We start from the raw sequence: 16571 nt of genomic DNA, 5'->3' as shown, positions 1-16571 counted from the left end.
TAATTCACCTTATACAGTATAGACCTACATGTCATGCGTGTCAATTCCATCGAGCTAGTTGCCTATCCATATGTTTACGTTAAGAAAGAAGAAGGAACACCCCAAACATAAAATCCTTATTTTTGGGAGGTACAACAATGGAAACACATCAATTATATATAAACGGAGAATATGTTCAATCAACCGGTAATGAATTACTAGATATCGTAAACCCTTCAACGGAAGAAGTGATTTCTCGTACACCAAAAGGTACGGAGGAAGATGTGAATCGCGCTGTGGAAGCGGCCTATCATGCACAAAAGGAATGGGAGCAAACGCCAGCCATTAAACGTGGTGAAGCGGTTCGTGCAATGGGGGATAAGATTGAGGAAAAAAGAGATACATTCATAGAATTATTGCAACAAGAACAAGGAAAAGACTATGAGCTTGCCAGTGGCGAGGTAGACTTGGCGATTGACTACTTCCGCTACATGTCTGAATGGGCACGTCGTATCGAAGGAGAGATTGTGCCAAGTGATCGACCGAATGAAAACATATGGATTTACAAAAAGCCCATTGGTGTTGTAGCTGGAATTGTTCCATGGAACTTCCCGGTGTTTATTTTAGCGCGTAAGGTAGCTACTTCACTTGTGACAGGTTGTTCCATTGTATTGAAGCCAAGTCAGCAAACGCCAAATACGGCAGCTGAATTCACGAAAATTATTGATAGTATGGATTTACCAGCTGGCGTGTACAACTACATTACAGGTACGGGCAGAACGATTGGAAATGCATTAGCTTCTCATGAAAAAGTGCATATGGTAACGATGACGGGAAGTGTTGGAGCAGGAACGAAGGTGATGGAAGCAGCTGCCCAAAACATTACTAAAGTGAATCTTGAGTTAGGTGGTAAAGCTCCTGCCATTGTGACAAAGAATGCTAATTTAGAAACAGCAATTGAAAGTATCAAGCAATCTCGCCTAGCAAATAATGGACAAGCCTGCACAAATGCTGAACGAGTATATGTCCATGAAGATTTAAAGGATGAACTAACCAAACGCTTGAAAGAAGAGTTCGAACAACTGACAATTGATAATCCTCTTCAAAATCATAATGCAGACGTTGGTCCACTTGTGAGTGAAGATCGACTTCAAGAAGTGGAAGAGATGGTTAACAAGGCAGTTCAAGAAGGAGCTAATATAGTAACAGGCGGTAAGCGTGCAGATAAGCAAAACGGTTATTTCTTTGAGCCTACCATTCTCACCAATGTGACGCAGGATATGAATGTCATCCAAGAAGAAATTTTTGGACCGGTTATTCCAATCACAACATTCCAAACATTAGATGAAGCGATTGAAAAAGGAAATGATACCGATTATGGACTATCAAGTTCTGTCTATACAGATGACTTAAACGAAGCAATGCGGATTGTGAATGAATTGAAATTCGGTGAGACATTCGTCAATCGCGAGAACTTTGAAGCAGTCCAAGGATATCACCAAGGAATTCGTAAATCCGGATTAGGTGGTGCAGATGGCAAGCATGGTATGGAAGACTTCCTTGTCACGCAAACCGTTTACATGGAATATAAAACAACCAAACAATAAATTTTTTTCGGTGCCAGACCCCCACTACATTAGTTCGTTAACGTGGTGGGGGTCTGGCACCCATTTATTTCTTATGCTTATCACTTTAAAAATGTATAAAACTGCCTTACAATGGAATTAATTAACCTAATTTTTTAAATATTTCAATAAAAAACTCACTATTGCCACTCCTCATTGAGTTAAACGAAAGGATGGACTAGGGTCAGAATATACATGTTCTGACGTTTAATCATGCATATTACCACACAGCATGGAGTGGTAAAAATTTTTCATTAAGGTGTAATCGTTTACAATTTAGGGATGAGGTGATCAAATGAACATGCAACGTATTGAAGTGAAGGAAGGAAATTTTAATCTGAAAGACTACCAGGAAGCTTATAAACAATTTGATTGGGAAGATGTGAAAAAGGAATTCAGTTGGTCTGAGACAGGAAAGGTTAACATAGCGTATGAAGCTGTCGACCGTCATGCTGAAAATCCTAATAAGGCAGATCAGGATGCATTAATCTACTCGGCTCCTGACCGTGAAGAGCACGTAACATTTTCTCAGTTAAAGAAATCAAGTAACCAATTTGCTAACGTATTAAGCAGTCATGGTATTGAAAAAGGGGATCGTGTTTTCCTTTTCATGCCACGTAGTCCTGAATTCTATTCAGCGTTCTTTGGTATCCTCAAGGTAGGTGCAATTGCAGGGCCATTATTTGAGGCATTTATGGAGCAAGCTGTTCGAGACCGTCTAGAGGATAGTGAAGCAACGATGCTGATTACGACTCCTGAACTGCTTGAACGTGTTCCTTACTCAGAATTACCACATTTAAAACAAATCGTTTTAGTCGGTGATGACCCTAAAACGAATGAAGAGGGTTTCATTGACTTTCATAAAGAAATGAGTCAAGCAAGTGAAAGTTTCGGTATAGAATGGGTAGATTTAGAGGATGGAATGTTACTTCATTACACTTCTGGTTCTACTGGAAAGCCTAAGGGAGTATATCATGTTCATAATGCTATGCTTCAGCACTATCAAACGACAAAATGGGTGCTGGATGTAAAGGAAGATGATGTGTACTGGTGTACTGCTGATCCAGGCTGGGTTACAGGAACAAGCTATGGAATCTTTGGTCCATGGTTAAATGGTGTAACGAACGTAATCGTTGGAGGTCGTTTTAGCCCAGAAAATTGGTACAAAGCCATACAGGATCATGGGGTAACGGTTTGGTATTCTGCACCGACAGCGTTTCGTAAATTAATGAGCGCAGGGGAAGAGGCCGTAAAACCATATGATATTTCCAAGCTTCGCCATATTGCAAGTGTCGGGGAACCACTAAATCCTGAAGTTATTGCTTGGGGACTAGATGCCTTCAAACTACGCATTCATGATACATGGTGGATGACAGAAACGGGGGCTCAGCTCATTTGTAACTATCCAGCTATGGAAATGAAGCCTGGTTCTATGGGCAAACCATTCCCTGGTATTGTTGCTTCTATTATTGATAATGAGGGAAATGAACTTCCTCCAAACCAAATGGGCAATTTGGCGATTAAAGCTCCATGGCCTTCTATGATGAGAGCAATTTGGGAGCGCCCAGAAAAATTCGAGAGCTATTTCTTGAACGGTTGGTACATTTCTGGAGACAGTGCCTATTACGACGAAGAAGGTTATTTCTGGTTCCAGGGGCGTTTAGATGATGTTATTAATACATCTGGTGAACGTGTTGGACCATTTGAAGTAGAAAGTAAATTGATTGAACACGAAGCGGTTGCTGAGGCTGGTGTTATTGGTAAGCCAGATCCGGAGCGCGGTGAAATTATTAAAGCTTTCATCACCTTAAACGAAGGGTATCAAGAATCTGAAGAACTTCTAGAAGATATCCGTCAATTCGTGAAGAAAGGTCTAAGTGCTCACGCAGCCCCACGCGAATTAGAAGTGAAGGATAAGATTCCGAAAACCCGAAGCGGTAAAATCATGCGCCGTCTATTAAAATCCTGGGAACTAGGATTACCGACAGGGGATTTATCTACATTAGATGAATAGAGTAAGATAAAGAAACTCCTAGCACCTTTTTGTGCTGGGAGTTTAATTTGTTTAAAATAGGTAATTTAGAATAATGGGGTGAATTTGATTACGCTACGAAACTTCTAAACTGCCCTGAGGTCCAAAGAATTCATAGTTGATAGACTCAGGAGATACCTGCCATTCTGTTAGCATTTGGTTTACATTTTTCATAAAACCCTCAGGTCCACAAAAATAAAATGCTGCTTCGTTTGATGGAAGAATGGACTGTAGCCAAGGGAGATTCACAAAGCCTTCTAATTGGTGGTAGTTTGTTTGTTGATCTTCAACTGTTGGATTGGAATAGCATGTGTAAACTTGCGCATTTACGTATTCTTCTTGAAGGTTCGTTAGATGTTCTTTCATCGCATGAACGCTACCATTTTGTGCGGCATGTATAAAGTAAACAGGTCGATCAGGCTGTTTTTGTAGAGAATCATGTAACATGCTCACTAATGGAGTAAGCCCAACTCCTCCACTAATAAGTACAAGCGGTTGATCGCTTTCTTGCAATGTAAAGTCACCGGCAGGAGCACTGATCGGGAGAGTGTCCCCTACGTTAATAGAGTGATGAAGATAATTTGAAACGACACCTGCAGGTTTATCGTTTTGTTCATCTTCGCGTTTCACACTAATGCGGAAATAAGGTTTACCTGGTGCATCTGAAAGACTATATTGACGTAATTGAGTGTAATCAGAACCGGGAATATTTACTTTGATGGTGATGTATTGTCCAGCTTTATAATCTGGTAGTGTTCCTTGATCTACAGGAGATAGATAGAAAGATGTGATAACATCACTTTCTTGGATCTTATGTGTAATCTTAAAGTCTCTATAGTCAAGCCAACCACCATTTTTATGAGCAACTTCTTGGTACATGTCTTGTTCGACTTGTATAAATACGTCTGCAATGACCGTGTACGCTTTTCCCCAAGCTTCTATGATGTCATCTGTAGCTGCATCCCCCAGGACATCTTTAATCGCTGCTAGTAAATTCTCTCCAACAATAGGATATTGCTCAGGCTTAATATTTAAGCTGCGATGCTTATGGGCGATTTGTTTAACAGCTGGAAGGATGACTTCTAGTTGATCAATATATTGAGCAGCAGCATATACTGCGTTTGCTAGTGCTTTTGGTTGTTTATCCATTTTTTGATTTGCCTGATTGAAGACATGCTTCAGTTCTGGATGGTTTTCAAAGAGTAATTGGTAAAAACGTTTCGTAATAGCTTCGCCGTGTTCAGCTAGTACAGGAACGGTGGATTTTACAATATCAATTGTCCTTTGATCTAACTGATTTGCGGTTTGGGTACTCATGAATGAGCCCTCCTTTGGAAATATAAGTAATGTTTTTCTTATAATCTAAGTGTAGTTGACTTTAAGACTTAAAAGCAATATTTAAAATGAATCTTTTGTGTCTATTTTGTTAAATATTTCATTCGTTTCTTAACTAGATTTTTGTTATGATAATAAAGTGTTTTTGGATAGGGTACCAAAGGAGTGTTAGACGATGCGTCTGAAAAAATATACAGATTATGCCCTTAGAGTTATGGTTTATGTTGGTTCAACTGAAGAAGGAGGGCTTTCTTCCATTAAAGAAATATCTAATGTATTTAATATATCTCAAAATCATTTGAGTAAAGTTGTATTTCAATTAGGGAAATTGGAATTAGTTGATACCGTGCGTGGTAGAGGCGGTGGAATCCGCTTGTCAAAGAAACCAGAGGATATAAATATTGGATATGTAGTTCGAAAAATGGAAGAAGACTTTATACTAGTGGACTGTTTTGATGGAGGTTCGGATCAATGTGTCATTAGCCCTTCATGTAAATTAAAGCATGCATTAAACGATGCATTAAGGGCTTTTCTTGGTGTTCTTGATCAATATACACTAGGAGATCTATTATCCAATCCAAACGAATTGCGAGCTCTGATGGACATGAAGTAAGATTAGATAAAAGGAGTGGCGAGTGGCATATTGTGCCACTCGTTAAGTTTTATTTAACAGAGATTCAGGGAAGATTAGTAAGAACTATAATTAAGGAAGTGTACTTACTATGGAAAAGACCTTTTATGATTTCGTGGGTATAGGCATTGGCCCTTTTAACCTTAGTTTAGCAGCGTTAGCAGATAAACAAGACCAGATAGAGGGTGTTTTCTTTGACCAAACATTTAAGATGCAATGGCATCCAGGTATGTTGATTCAAGGAACGGATCTTCAAGTACCGTTTATGGCTGATTTGGTTACGTTTGCGGACCCTACAAGCCCTTATACGTTTTTGAACTATTTACATAAAAACAATCGAATCTACCCGTTTTTTTACTTTCAAAAGTTAGAAGTTCCAAGGCCGGAATATAATGATTATTTGAAGTGGGTGGCAGACAAGTTACCTTCTTTATTTTTTGGACAAAAAGTTATCGACGTGAAAGAAATCGAGCTAGGTAATGAGGAAAAGGGATACCTCCTCGATGTTCAAGACCAACAAACAGGAAATATAAAACAATACAAAAGTAGACATATTGTGATTGGGACTGGAAGTAAGCCATCTGTCCTTCCCGGAGCAGAAAAGTTACCGCAAGAAGATATTGTTCACACGAGTCGTTATTTATATGAAAAGGAATCCATTTTACGCTCTAACCATGTAACAGTTATTGGATCGGGTCAGAGTGCAGCAGAAATCGTCGATGATCTACTCTCTGAACAAGACGACCACCACTATAAGATAAGCTGGTTCACAAGATCTGCAGGTATTTTTCAACTCGATACGGCGAAGCTGCCTCAAGAATTATTCTCACCTGAATATGTTGATTATTTTAACTCGTTGACCTATGAACAGCGCATGAATACATTGCCTAAGCTGGATAAGCTCCAAAATGGCGTGGATCCTTCCACCTTAAGTGATATATATGATTGGTTGTACCATAAATCTGTTGCAGGCAAACAACTCGATGTCACCATTCAACCACTAACAGAATTAACGGATATCAAGCCACTCGAGCATACTTACATGCTAGAACTACATCAATGGCAAGAAGATGAAACCATTCATTTTGAGACAGATAAACTTATTCTGGCAACGGGGTATAAGCCAAATATTCCTAAGTGGTTAAAAGAGCGCTTTGGGGCCAAAATCGTTTGGGAGGGGAATGAACATTATAAGCTGACACGTGATTGTGAAATTGTTTTTCATGATGATCGACAGCATAAGATTTTTGCTACCACAGATATTGAGCATTCTCATGCAACTGGTGATAATAACTTAGGATTAGCTGTAGATCGAAATATGCGAATGATTAATACGATGGCTGGCAAAACGGTTTATCCTCAATCCAATAGTACGATTTTTCAGCAGTTTACTATGAAGAGGGACTAATCCTTTCATAGAAATGTATTAAACTATTTCCTTATTCATAACTAACTCAATAAGCTATATAGGCAATGTCCAGCGAATAGTGGGTGCCCCTTACCTCGGTACGATAAGTCAACATCGGACGCCCTGAGCTATTGTTCTTAAGTTTAAACCCACACTGAACGGGAATTACATTTACTGTAATTCAAGGTAAAGGAGTGTTCGAAATTATGACTAAGAAAATAGCTTGTGTTATTACGGATTTATTTGAAGATGTAGAATATACAAAGCCTGTAAAAGAATTCAAAGAAGCGGGACATGAAGTCGTTACAATAGAAAAAGAAGCTGGTAAAAAAGTAGTTGGCAAACAAGGTAAGGATGAGGTTACCATCGATCGAGGCATTGATGATGTGAAACCGAAAGAATTTGATGCTCTTCTAATCCCTGGAGGTTTCTCTCCAGACCAACTACGTGCCGATCAACGATTTGTAGATTTAGCTAGACATTTTATGGATGAGAACAAGCCTGTATTTGCGATTTGCCATGGACCGCAGTTGTTAATCACAGCGAATCGCTTAGAAGGCAGAGTTGCTACTGGCTTCACGTCTATTGCAGAAGATATTAAATATGCGAAAGCAGACTTCCGGGACGAAGAGGTTGTTGTTTGCGGAGACCAGCTAGTAACAAGTCGGAACCCTGATGATATACCTGCATTCGTGGACAAGTCATTACAGCTATTAGCTAAATAAAGGTAGTCAAAGCCCAGCTCTTTGGAGTTGGGTTTTACATATATTATAGAGGATTTTTTTCTGTGAGAGAGAATCAAAAAGAAAGGAGGAAATGTATATGATCGTTCTTAAGCATACAGATGAACTTATGTTATTTGAGCAACATTATCATGGGCTGGCTTCGGGAGTTATGGCTCATAAGTGGAAAGATGAAAACTTCTTGTCTTCACATGTAAGAGAAGAAGTGGAATATGCTATTTCCTTTCATGATCGAGGATGGGTGCCCCTTGATCAAAAGCCAGCGTGGGATCAAGCTAACCAACAGCCTTATTCTTTTTATAATTATCCGATGAGAGAGAAGATGGAACGATATCATGAAGGGGTAGATGAAGTGGAGAAACAATCCATTTATGCATCCTTGTTGTGCAGCATGCATTATTGTTCTTTTTTTGATGAGGAATCAGATGACGAGGATAGTAAGGCGTTTTTAACAAAAGAGTATCTGAGGCAGGAAAAGTTGAAAAAGAAATTAGGGAACAAATTGACCAAAGATTCGATTCAATTTCATTTTACCTTGTTGCAGTTTTGTGATGATCTATCCTTATATTGTTGCATGAATGAACCAGGTTCCTCCAAACAGCAGGAAGTAAGCTGGTTCAAAAACGGGTTCAGGCAACAGTTTCCGGAAGCTCCGAATGGAATTATGCCACGTTTTGAAAATGAGGGGTGTATTAGTTTAGATCCTTTCCCATTCACGGGACCATTTGAGCTAACGATACCTTATAAAGCTGTACGTATAGAAAAGATAGAACAACTAGGGCTGGAGGATGCCAGAAGGGAAGAAAATCTTCAACAACGCAAAGTGAAATTTGTTCCCTTTAGGAATACGGAATCGTGATCATTAAGAGTCGGTTGATTTGCGATTCTTTTGTTTCTTTAGTTCATCAAAAAGATTAGGTGGCTCCGCTGGTTTAGTGGAAGTAGTGGGCATGGGTTGTTTTAGCATCGATGGGTGAGCTAATCGTTTAAACTCTCCGATAGTAAGAGGTTTAGCGTCTTCTGTTAATTCGTACCCCAACTGCCCATTTGGCTCAATGGTAGCTGTTTTGATATCGCTTAATTTGCTAATTCCATTTTGTCGTAAAAACATTTCGGTTTGGTCGACAGAAAGACGGAGCTTCTGCAACTCTTTTGTTTGAATGACCCCATCTTGTATCACAATGTATGATTTACCAGTAATGAGTTTCTCTACTGAATTAAACCATAGTTGAAGAAACTCCATAATGATTAGGACAAGGATGAAAACACTGGCTGCTACTGCCGTTTTCCAAAGGCTGGATTCTATTATGGGTTGAATGATAATCGAGCCGATAGAAATCATAATGACAGTTTGAGCTAGCGAAATTTGTGAGATTGATTTCCTTCCAGCAAAGCGTAATAAAAATACGCCCACCAGAACCATAATGATTGATTCTACGATGACATTCATACCTTTGAACCTCTTTTCAAATAAGATATTAAGATATTCTCTAGTTTGCGACAATCCATTACAAATTATGAATACCACGAAATATACAAAAAAAGCTAAAGAAGCTCTAAGCCTCTTTAGCTATAAAGTGGTCTGTTCTTTTGTTAAACTTGCTTATTAACATTAAATTGGCTTTCGAGAAGCTCCCAGTTTTGTGGGAAGTTCAAGCCTAGTTTCCAGTAACTAATGCCTTTTAATCCTAACTCTTTCACTAAATCAAATTTAGCCTGAATGGAACGGGCGTCCTCAAACCAAACCTCATGCTTGTTCCCTTGTTCGTCGGTGTACTTATAAAAAGGTGCTTGAGCTTCTTCGTCGAATTCAATTTCGACATTGTACTTTCTGGCTCGTTGTATCGCCTTTTGCGGACTAATCGCTTCAGCAGGATCTCCTCCTTTTTTATAAGGAAGGGTCCAGTCGTATCCATATAAATTCTGCCCCAAGAAAATTTTGTTTGCGGGCATGACACTCAAAGCATAATTTACAACTTCTCGAACCGGTCCGATAGGGGATACAGGTAAGGGGGGGCCTCCGCTATAGCCCCATTCATACGTCATTAACACAACGAAGTCTGCAACTTCACCGTGGGTTTTATAATCGTGTGCTGTGTACCATGCTCCCTTTTGTTCTGCACTTTTCTTAGGAGCAAGGGCCGTCGACATTTGAAATCCTGCATCAGATAATCGTTTCTTTGCTTTCCGTAAGAAATTGTTATAGTCATTTCGATTTTCTTGAGGAAGAAATTCAAAGTCAAAATGGACATCTGTGAACCCCTTGTTTTTGGCTGTTTGCACAATGTTACCTAGTAATTTGTTTTGGAAGTTTGTATCTGTCACAACTTTTCTGCCCAACTCTTTGTCAAAGCTTCCGCCCTTGATGTTGGTTACGACGAGCATCATTGCTACGTTATTTTGTTTGGCGATGTTGAAGTAGTTGTTTAATGGAGGTGGTTTTAAAGTCCCATCGTTATTAATTTGGTAGCTAAATGGCCCGAGATATGTCAATGATGTTGCGTGTACTTGTACGTACTCTTCTAATTCAGGTGATACTTTATCACCATACGTTTCGGCATATCCATTAAAAGCAGCTTCTGTTTTCGGTTGTGGTGGGATATATAAACGGACCCCTACTGGTAATGAGCTTTGGAGTGGAATATTATTGATATTGGCCAATTCCTGAGCAGTTGCACCAAATTTTTGCGCAATCGAGTAAAAACTATCACCAGACTGGACAAAATAATATTGCCCATCAATTGGTATAACTAACGTTTGCCCAACGACAAGGTTATTTGGTGTGTCCAATTCATTTGCTCGAATAATCTCATCCATTGTTACGCTATACTGATTTGCGATACTATATAAACTATCGCCTGATTTAACGACGTGGATTTGCACACACGTCCCCCCTCTCACAAAATGCCTATCTATTAATGAGGTATATGTGAAAGGAAGGTTGAGTATGTTTGCTAAAATTCGCGTATTGGAGTGATATTGGCGCCAAGTACGTTTTTCATCATCGTCAATGCGTACTCGTTATCTTTTGGGTCGTTGGAAGCAATACCATCAGAAGGTACGGAGATATCATACTCCCTCATATAAGCGTCATTTGCGCTAAATAAAACACAAATATTTCCGGCAATACCTGTTAAAATAAGATGATGTACATGAAGTTCAGAAAGCAAAGCTTGTAATGCAGTTTGATGGAAAGCTGAGTGTTTTGGTTTAATGAGGAAATATTCTTCCTCTGATTCATTGGGCATGATTTGATCAAGCATGTGCTGGTTCTGATTGTTGCGGCATTTTAAATAAATACGTTTCAAATCTGCTTGCCAAAGCTTATAATGGTCATTTACGTATATAATTGGATGATTGTGTTTTTTAGCGTAGGATTTTAAGTGCAAGATGTTAGGTAGGATGTTTTCTGTTTGTTTAAATAATTGTTGCCCGTGCTTAAATTTGAAATCATTGATCAGGTCAATAATGATAATAGCTGTGTGTTTAGGATGGGCCATGACAAACCTCCTTTTTTTTCTTAGTTTTTCTAATTATCTTTAAATCAAACATAAAAAGTGGTGAAAACCGATGAATCACGAATACTATATGGATTTGGCTGTTCAGGAAGCAAGAAAAGCCGAAGCAAAAGGAGAGGTTCCGATAGGGGCTGTAATCGTAAAAGATGAAGAAGTTATCGCATTGGGGTATAATGAAAGAGAGACTACTCAAAAAGCAACATCTCATGCTGAACTAATTGCTATTGATAAAGCAAACAAAGCAATAGGCAGCTGGCGTTTAGAAGAGTGCATCTTATATGTCACATTAGAGCCGTGTCCGATGTGTGCTGGTGCCATCTTACAATCACGTATCCCTAGAGTAGTTTTTGGAGCCTATGATCCAAAGGCTGGATGTACAGGCACCTTAATGAATTTGTTACAAGATGAACGATTTAACCATAAAGCTGAAGTAATCCCTGAAGTGCTTCATGAACAATGTGCATCCCTTTTGACGTCTTTTTTTCGCCGGCTAAGAGAAGAAAAAAGGCGAAAAAAAGAATAATTTATACTACAATAACAAACTTTAACAATGATTTAACATTGCATTTTCATTTTATAATCGCTATACTGGGAATTGCACATCAAAAAACGATGTCTAAAGCAACAATTTGATAGCAAATTTGCCGTGCTAAGCGGGGAGGTAGCGGTGCCCTGTACTCGCAAGCCGCTATAGCGAGGCCGAATTCCCACCCTAGGTGGGGTGGCCTCGAGGTCTGCCTTAAGCGATTGGTGTTGACACCTGGGTCCTGCACAATGGGGACCCGTAAATCCTGTCAGGTCCGGAAGGAAGCAGCAGTAAGCGGTCATCTCCGTGTGTTGCGGGGTTGCCTGGGTCGAGCCATGACCTTAAGTAACGCTTGGGGCCACCTCATCGAAGGTGGGTGCACGGCGCAAATACATAAACGTAACTCACCTTTTCATAGGTGAGTTTTTTTATACGGAATGAAAAAATGAGACTTGAGCCATTTTTTCTATATAAGAGTGTTTTCTTCATTTAGAAAATGGTATTGGCAATATATGCTTTGCCTACGCTTTTCACATTGAAAATTATATGTGTATTTAGGTATAATGAGGAAGAAACCAAAAAGGAGAACGAGGACAATGAGTTATCAGGCATTGTATAGAGTATGGCGGCCGAGGAATTTTTCTGATGTCGTTGGACAAACACATATAACCCGTACGCTACAGAATGCGATTGTTCAGGATAAGTTTTCGCATGCCTATTTGTTCTCGGGACCTAGAGGTACAGGCAAGACCAGTGCGGCCAAGATATTTGCTAAAGCCGTAAACTGTGAACGTGGACCTGTAAAAGAACCGTGTAATGAATGTGATGCTTGTCTTGGAATCCAAGACGGTTCTGTATCTGATGTTATAGAAATTGACGCTGCATCTAACAATGGTGTAGAACAAATTCGTGATATCCGCGACAAAGTAAAATATGCACCTAGTGCAGTGCAATATAAAGTGTACATTGTCGATGAGGTACACATGCTTTCTATCGGAGCTTTTAACGCGTTGCTAAAAACACTAGAAGAGCCTCCAAGGCATGTTATATTCATTTTAGCTACAACGGAACCTCACAAGATTCCGTTAACCATTATTTCTCGATGCCAGCGATTTGATTTTAAACGCATTACACAAGCTTCGTTGGTAGAACGAATGCAATACATTACAGCTCGGGAAGAATTGAACATTACCAATGAAGCTCTTGAAGCAGTTGCTTTATCTGCTGAGGGTGGAATGCGTGATGCGCTAAGTTTATTAGACCAGGCTATCTCCTATAGTGAAGACCAAGTGGACATTGAAGATGTGTTAGCTGTTACAGGGTCTGTTTCACAAGAAAAACTAGCGAATGTCATTCATGCGCTTCGTGGAAATGAAGTAAAAGAAGCCCTTCGGTTCGTTGATTCCCTCATTCAAGAGGGAAAAGATCCAGGGCGGTTCATTTTTGATTTGATTTATTACTTGCGAGATTTACTACTATATCAAAGCGCGCCAGGTCTTGAGGACATATTAGAACGCGCTATTCCAGATGAGACATTTAAGGAATTAAGTGAGCAACTTTCTGCAAACTGGATCCAACAAACTATTTCTACATTAAACCAATGCCAGCAGGAAATGAAATGGACGAACAGCCCAAAAGTATTCATAGAAATTGCGCTTTTAAATATTTGCGAGATACAAGCAGCCCCCTCTCCTACCGCGGAAGTGGCTGTTGAACCTGAATCAATTCAAAAGTTGCAACAAAAAGTAGACGAACTTGAAAAGAAAATTGCCAACGCTCAACAAATGAATTCTGCTACCCATGCGCAGCCTGCAGAATCAAAAAAACCCCAGCAACGAAATCGCAGAAATCAATATAAAGTACCTTATGAACGAATAAGGAATGTAATGAATGAAGCGTCTAAGAGGAGTTTGAAAGACATTCAAGCTCAATGGGCGAGTTTCATGGATAAATTACGTCAAGCAAGTCCCCCTGCTCATGCTCGTCTAATGAATAGTAAGCCTAGAGCAGCATCTGATAGGGCTATTGTTTTATCGTTTAAATATGAAATACATTGTTCTTTAGCTCTAGAGAACCAACAAATTATTCAGCAGCTACTTACAGAGTTTATGGGGAACGAAATTACGATCATCCCTATTCCAGAAGACAATTGGCAAGAACTAAGAGAAGAGTATGTTCGTAAACAACGCCAACAAGATGACCCGTCAGAAGGGGTAGGGGAAGCTGCTGAAGAAGTGCAAGAAGACCCGTTTATCTCAGAAGCCCGTAAGTTAGTGGGCGATGATTTACTAGAAATTCAAGAAGAATAAAGGAGGAATTGGAATGAAAGGTAATATGAATAACATGATGAAGCAAATGCAAAAAATGCAAAAGAAAATGGAGAAAGCTCAAGAAGAGCTTTATGAAATGAGTTTCGAAGCTACAGCTGGTGGTGGAATGGTTAAAGTAGTTGCAAATGGAAAGAAAGAAATCACCGATGTTCAGCTTCAGGAAGATGTAGTCGACCCTGATGATGTAGACATGCTTCAAGACCTTATTATTGCCGCAACAAACGATGTAATCAAGCAAATCGATGATAAAACGAATGATACAATGGGAGAATTCACTAAAGGAATGAATATGCCAGGAATGTTCTAAGACTGACAGGTAGTTACTATGAAGCGTCTGTCAGTGCCTTGAAGCTTGCTGTTTTCAGCAAGCTTTTTAATAAGGAAAGAGAGTATAAGGTTTGGATGTCTAGCTCTCGTACCTATTCCCTTAGGGCAAAATCCAATATTCGCCACGGCGAAGCTTTGCTTAAGCTTATCTGGGGTGAACAAGGAGCTCTGAGCTTTTCTTTATAGGAGGAAAAAGAATGTATTATCCAGAACCTATTTCAAAATTGATTGACAGCTTCACAAAATTGCCAGGGATAGGGCCCAAGACGGCTGCGCGCCTGGCTTTTTTTGTGTTGGAAATGGAAGAAGATGACGTATTAGATTTCGCTAAGTCTCTAGTGAGTGCTAAACGCGAGCTCACACATTGTTCTGTTTGTGGCCATATTACAGATCAGGATCCGTGTGCAATCTGCCAGGACGATCAACGAGATGGCACTTTAATCTGTGTGGTTCAAGACCCTAAAGATGTTATTGCTATGGAGAAAATGAAGGAGTTTGGTGGGAAATACCATGTCTTGCATGGGGCCATTTCTCCAATGGATGGGATTGGTCCTGAGGATATAAACATATCCCCCCTTATCAATAGATTAAAGGATGAGGGAGTAGAAGAGCTGATTGTTGCTACCAATCCAAATATTGAAGGGGAAGCGACTGCAATGTATATTTCACGTCTTGTAAAGCCGGCCGGAATTCGTATAACCAGAATTGCCCATGGCTTACCTGTAGGCGGCGATTTAGAGTATGCTGATGAAGTGACGTTATCCAAAGCAATGGAAGGAAGAAGAGAACTGTAAAGAAGGGGATCTTCATGTTTAAAAGGAAGAAAACTAAACAAAAAGAATTATACGACCAACAGCTATTAGATCAAATCAATCAGTTAAAACAAGAATGGATGTCACTGCAAAAAATCATGGATCATAGTATAGATGAGAGTGAATACGGAACAAGAGATTTAATTCTCTCTGAAGCAAAGTATTTTTACCTTTTACGTGAAGCGAGAAAGAGAAATGTGAGCGCTCGATAACAAAAAAGAACCATATTGGTCTTACCTCCTTTGCTTATTCATATACTAAAGAAAAAGGACAAGCAAAAAGGGGGTTTTTTCTATGGTCTCAACTGCTATTATAATAGGAATCTTCCTATTAATAGGGTTCTTATTGGTTGCGGGGGCTCCTATGAAGCCAGTAAGATTTATTGCGAATGGAGCTGTGAAAGTCGTAATAGGCGTTTTGTTTCTTTTCTTTTTCAATGTGTTTGGTGCATCATTTGGCCTTCACATTCCTATTAATGCTTTCACCGCCATCATTTCTGGTTTTTTAGGTATTCCAGGTTTAGCGTCACTAATTGCCATACATTTATTTGTTTTATAGATTTTGGAAAAGTGTAGTTAGATATAAAGAAAAAGAAATACTTTAGCGACGTATAAACTGGACGGCGTAGGAAGTTCTGAAATGATGGAGGTTCGATTTAGACCGCTGCGTCACACAACCTTATCGTAAGGAGGACAGGAAGTTTGCTAGTCGCTGGGGCTAGAAATGGAAGAATTGTATGTTCTTTTCTTTTAAAAAAGGCGATCATTCGCCTTTTTTCTATGGAGAAAAAAATAAAGAAAAATTGCTTTTATGTATTGCACCACAAAAAGCAGCGTGGTATATTATTATATGTCGCATTAAGAGCGGCAACAAAAACTCATTAACCGAAAGAAAAGAAAATCAAAAAAACAAAAAAAGTTATTGACTTTCCCTTTCGAAAAATGATACATTGGTAAATGTCGCGCTAACGACGGCGGCAAAAAACAGCAACCGAGAAAAAATAAATAACAAAAAAGTTATTGACTTGAAATCGGCGAAATGTTATACTGATTAAGTCGCTGTTTTGGCGGCGGAGCAAAACAACGAAACATTTGATCTTTGAAAACTGAACAAAACAACTTGTAAACAACCTGTTAATTTTTTAACGAATTAGCCAGTAATCATTTTGAATGATGCAAAGGCGAACTTCTTCATTTTATGGAGAGTTTGATCCTGGCTCAGGACGAACGCTGGCGGCGTGCCTAATACATGCAAGTCGAGCGCGTGAAGCAACATGATCCCTTCGGGGTGATTGTTGTGGATCGA

The 16571-nt window shown here is 39.4% G+C and carries 17 protein-coding genes, 1 rRNA gene and 1 other RNA gene; 15 read left to right on the top strand and 4 right to left on the bottom strand.

Going from position 1 to position 16571, the window contains the following annotated elements; genetic code table 11:
* Nucleotides 1-137: 137 nt before the first annotated feature.
* A complete protein-coding gene (aldA, locus tag GLW08_RS12720; protein ID WP_160849041.1) occupies nt 138-1586 on the top strand; it encodes an aldehyde dehydrogenase in 1449 nt (482 codons plus the stop codon).
* Between the two features lie 313 nt (nt 1587-1899).
* The gene (gene acsA, locus GLW08_RS12715; protein WP_160849040.1) at nt 1900-3618 is read left to right on the top strand and encodes an acetate--CoA ligase; all 1719 of its coding nucleotides are present in this window, start codon (nt 1900-1902) and stop codon (nt 3616-3618) included.
* 93 nt (nt 3619-3711) lie between these two features.
* Here the strand turns inward: acsA and hmpA are convergent, their stop codons facing one another.
* The gene (gene hmpA, locus GLW08_RS12710; RefSeq protein ID WP_160849039.1) at nt 3712-4953 is read right to left on the bottom strand and encodes an NO-inducible flavohemoprotein; all 1242 of its coding nucleotides are present in this window, start codon (nt 4951-4953) and stop codon (nt 3712-3714) included.
* Between the two features lie 193 nt (nt 4954-5146).
* On the opposite strand from hmpA, the gene GLW08_RS12705 reads away from it, so the two are divergent.
* The 4 genes from GLW08_RS12705 (at nt 5147) to GLW08_RS12690 (ending at nt 8612) form a co-directional block, all read left to right on the top strand.
* A complete protein-coding gene (locus tag GLW08_RS12705) occupies nt 5147-5584 on the top strand; it encodes an Rrf2 family transcriptional regulator (RefSeq protein ID WP_160849038.1) in 438 nt (145 codons plus the stop codon).
* 109 nt (nt 5585-5693) lie between these two features.
* The gene (locus GLW08_RS12700; RefSeq protein ID WP_160849037.1) at nt 5694-7010 is read left to right on the top strand and encodes a lysine N(6)-hydroxylase/L-ornithine N(5)-oxygenase family protein; all 1317 of its coding nucleotides are present in this window, start codon (nt 5694-5696) and stop codon (nt 7008-7010) included.
* Between the two features lie 206 nt (nt 7011-7216).
* Nucleotides 7217-7735 (top strand): type 1 glutamine amidotransferase domain-containing protein, encoded by a 519-nt coding sequence (locus GLW08_RS12695; protein WP_160849036.1) that lies wholly within the window; start codon nt 7217-7219, stop codon nt 7733-7735.
* 97 nt (nt 7736-7832) lie between these two features.
* A complete protein-coding gene (locus GLW08_RS12690) occupies nt 7833-8612 on the top strand; it encodes a DUF3891 family protein (protein ID WP_160849035.1) in 780 nt (259 codons plus the stop codon).
* 3 nt (nt 8613-8615) lie between these two features.
* Here the strand turns inward: GLW08_RS12690 and GLW08_RS12685 are convergent, their stop codons facing one another.
* The 3 genes from GLW08_RS12685 to GLW08_RS12675 all read right to left on the bottom strand — a co-directional run bounded on the left by GLW08_RS12685 (nt 8616) and on the right by GLW08_RS12675 (nt 11253).
* The gene (locus tag GLW08_RS12685; RefSeq protein WP_160849034.1) at nt 8616-9203 is read right to left on the bottom strand and encodes a DUF421 domain-containing protein; all 588 of its coding nucleotides are present in this window, start codon (nt 9201-9203) and stop codon (nt 8616-8618) included.
* A gap of 143 nt (nt 9204-9346) precedes the next feature.
* Nucleotides 9347-10636, bottom strand: a complete 1290-nt coding sequence (locus tag GLW08_RS12680; protein WP_160849033.1) for a LysM peptidoglycan-binding domain-containing protein — start codon at nt 10634-10636, stop codon at nt 9347-9349.
* A gap of 71 nt (nt 10637-10707) precedes the next feature.
* On the bottom strand, nt 10708-11253 hold the full coding sequence (locus tag GLW08_RS12675; protein ID WP_160849032.1) for an isochorismatase family cysteine hydrolase: 546 nt from the start codon (nt 11251-11253) through the stop codon (nt 10708-10710).
* Between the two features lie 70 nt (nt 11254-11323).
* Here GLW08_RS12675 and tadA point away from each other — a divergent pair, with 70 nt between their 5' ends.
* The 9 genes from tadA to GLW08_RS12630 all read left to right on the top strand — a co-directional run.
* The gene (gene tadA, locus GLW08_RS12670; RefSeq protein ID WP_160849031.1) at nt 11324-11794 is read left to right on the top strand and encodes a tRNA adenosine(34) deaminase TadA; all 471 of its coding nucleotides are present in this window, start codon (nt 11324-11326) and stop codon (nt 11792-11794) included.
* Between the two features lie 121 nt (nt 11795-11915).
* Nucleotides 11916-12181, top strand: an RNA gene (gene ffs, locus GLW08_RS12665) — signal recognition particle sRNA large type.
* A gap of 212 nt (nt 12182-12393) precedes the next feature.
* On the top strand, nt 12394-14106 hold the full coding sequence (gene dnaX / locus GLW08_RS12660) for a DNA polymerase III subunit gamma/tau (RefSeq protein WP_160849030.1): 1713 nt from the start codon (nt 12394-12396) through the stop codon (nt 14104-14106).
* A gap of 13 nt (nt 14107-14119) precedes the next feature.
* The gene (locus GLW08_RS12655; RefSeq protein ID WP_160849029.1) at nt 14120-14434 is read left to right on the top strand and encodes a YbaB/EbfC family nucleoid-associated protein; all 315 of its coding nucleotides are present in this window, start codon (nt 14120-14122) and stop codon (nt 14432-14434) included.
* Between the two features lie 217 nt (nt 14435-14651).
* Nucleotides 14652-15248 carry a recombination mediator RecR gene (gene recR, locus GLW08_RS12650; RefSeq protein WP_160849028.1) on the top strand — a complete coding sequence of 199 codons (597 nt, stop codon included), beginning with the start codon at nt 14652-14654 and terminating at the stop codon, nt 15246-15248.
* A 14-nt stretch (nt 15249-15262) separates the two neighbouring features.
* Nucleotides 15263-15478, top strand: coding sequence for a YaaL family protein (locus GLW08_RS12645; RefSeq protein WP_160849027.1), 216 nt, complete (start codon nt 15263-15265; stop codon nt 15476-15478).
* Nucleotides 15479-15560: 82 nt separating this feature from the next.
* Nucleotides 15561-15824 carry a pro-sigmaK processing inhibitor BofA family protein gene (locus GLW08_RS12640; RefSeq protein WP_160849026.1) on the top strand — a complete coding sequence of 88 codons (264 nt, stop codon included), beginning with the start codon at nt 15561-15563 and terminating at the stop codon, nt 15822-15824.
* 143 nt (nt 15825-15967) lie between these two features.
* Nucleotides 15968-16150, top strand: a complete 183-nt coding sequence (locus tag GLW08_RS12635; protein ID WP_160849025.1) for a hypothetical protein — start codon at nt 15968-15970, stop codon at nt 16148-16150.
* Nucleotides 16151-16460: 310 nt separating this feature from the next.
* Nucleotides 16461-16571: ribosomal RNA gene (locus tag GLW08_RS12630) — 16S ribosomal RNA — on the top strand; the annotation flags it as partial.

It is taken from the genome of Pontibacillus yanchengensis (assembly GCF_009856295.1).
GTDB lineage: Bacteria > Bacillota > Bacilli > Bacillales > BH030062 > Pontibacillus > Pontibacillus yanchengensis_A.
The sequence above is the reverse complement of the archived record's forward strand: the minus strand, read 5'-3'. Positions and strand labels throughout refer to the sequence as shown.

What these genes read in the sequence shown, in the direction of transcription:
- GLW08_RS12690 (WP_160849035.1), top strand. Translation starts at nt 7,833, where the DNA reads ATGATCGTTCTTAAGCATACAGATGAACTTATGTTATTTGAGCAACAT.
- acsA (WP_160849040.1), top strand. Translation starts at nt 1,900, where the DNA reads ATGAACATGCAACGTATTGAAGTGAAGGAAGGAAATTTTAATCTGAAA.
- GLW08_RS12640 (WP_160849026.1), top strand. Translation starts at nt 15,561, where the DNA reads ATGGTCTCAACTGCTATTATAATAGGAATCTTCCTATTAATAGGGTTC.
- aldA (WP_160849041.1), top strand. Translation starts at nt 138, where the DNA reads ATGGAAACACATCAATTATATATAAACGGAGAATATGTTCAATCAACC.
- GLW08_RS12695 (WP_160849036.1), top strand. Translation starts at nt 7,217, where the DNA reads ATGACTAAGAAAATAGCTTGTGTTATTACGGATTTATTTGAAGATGTA.
- GLW08_RS12700 (WP_160849037.1), top strand. Translation starts at nt 5,694, where the DNA reads ATGGAAAAGACCTTTTATGATTTCGTGGGTATAGGCATTGGCCCTTTT.
- GLW08_RS12685 (WP_160849034.1), bottom strand. Translation starts at nt 9,203, where the DNA reads ATGAATGTCATCGTAGAATCAATCATTATGGTTCTGGTGGGCGTATTT.
- GLW08_RS12705 (WP_160849038.1), top strand. Translation starts at nt 5,147, where the DNA reads ATGCGTCTGAAAAAATATACAGATTATGCCCTTAGAGTTATGGTTTAT.
- GLW08_RS12675 (WP_160849032.1), bottom strand. Translation starts at nt 11,253, where the DNA reads ATGGCCCATCCTAAACACACAGCTATTATCATTATTGACCTGATCAAT.
- tadA (WP_160849031.1), top strand. Translation starts at nt 11,324, where the DNA reads ATGAATCACGAATACTATATGGATTTGGCTGTTCAGGAAGCAAGAAAA.
- hmpA (WP_160849039.1), bottom strand. Translation starts at nt 4,953, where the DNA reads ATGAGTACCCAAACCGCAAATCAGTTAGATCAAAGGACAATTGATATT.
- GLW08_RS12655 (WP_160849029.1), top strand. Translation starts at nt 14,120, where the DNA reads ATGAAAGGTAATATGAATAACATGATGAAGCAAATGCAAAAAATGCAA.
- dnaX (WP_160849030.1), top strand. Translation starts at nt 12,394, where the DNA reads ATGAGTTATCAGGCATTGTATAGAGTATGGCGGCCGAGGAATTTTTCT.
- recR (WP_160849028.1), top strand. Translation starts at nt 14,652, where the DNA reads ATGTATTATCCAGAACCTATTTCAAAATTGATTGACAGCTTCACAAAA.
- GLW08_RS12645 (WP_160849027.1), top strand. Translation starts at nt 15,263, where the DNA reads ATGTTTAAAAGGAAGAAAACTAAACAAAAAGAATTATACGACCAACAG.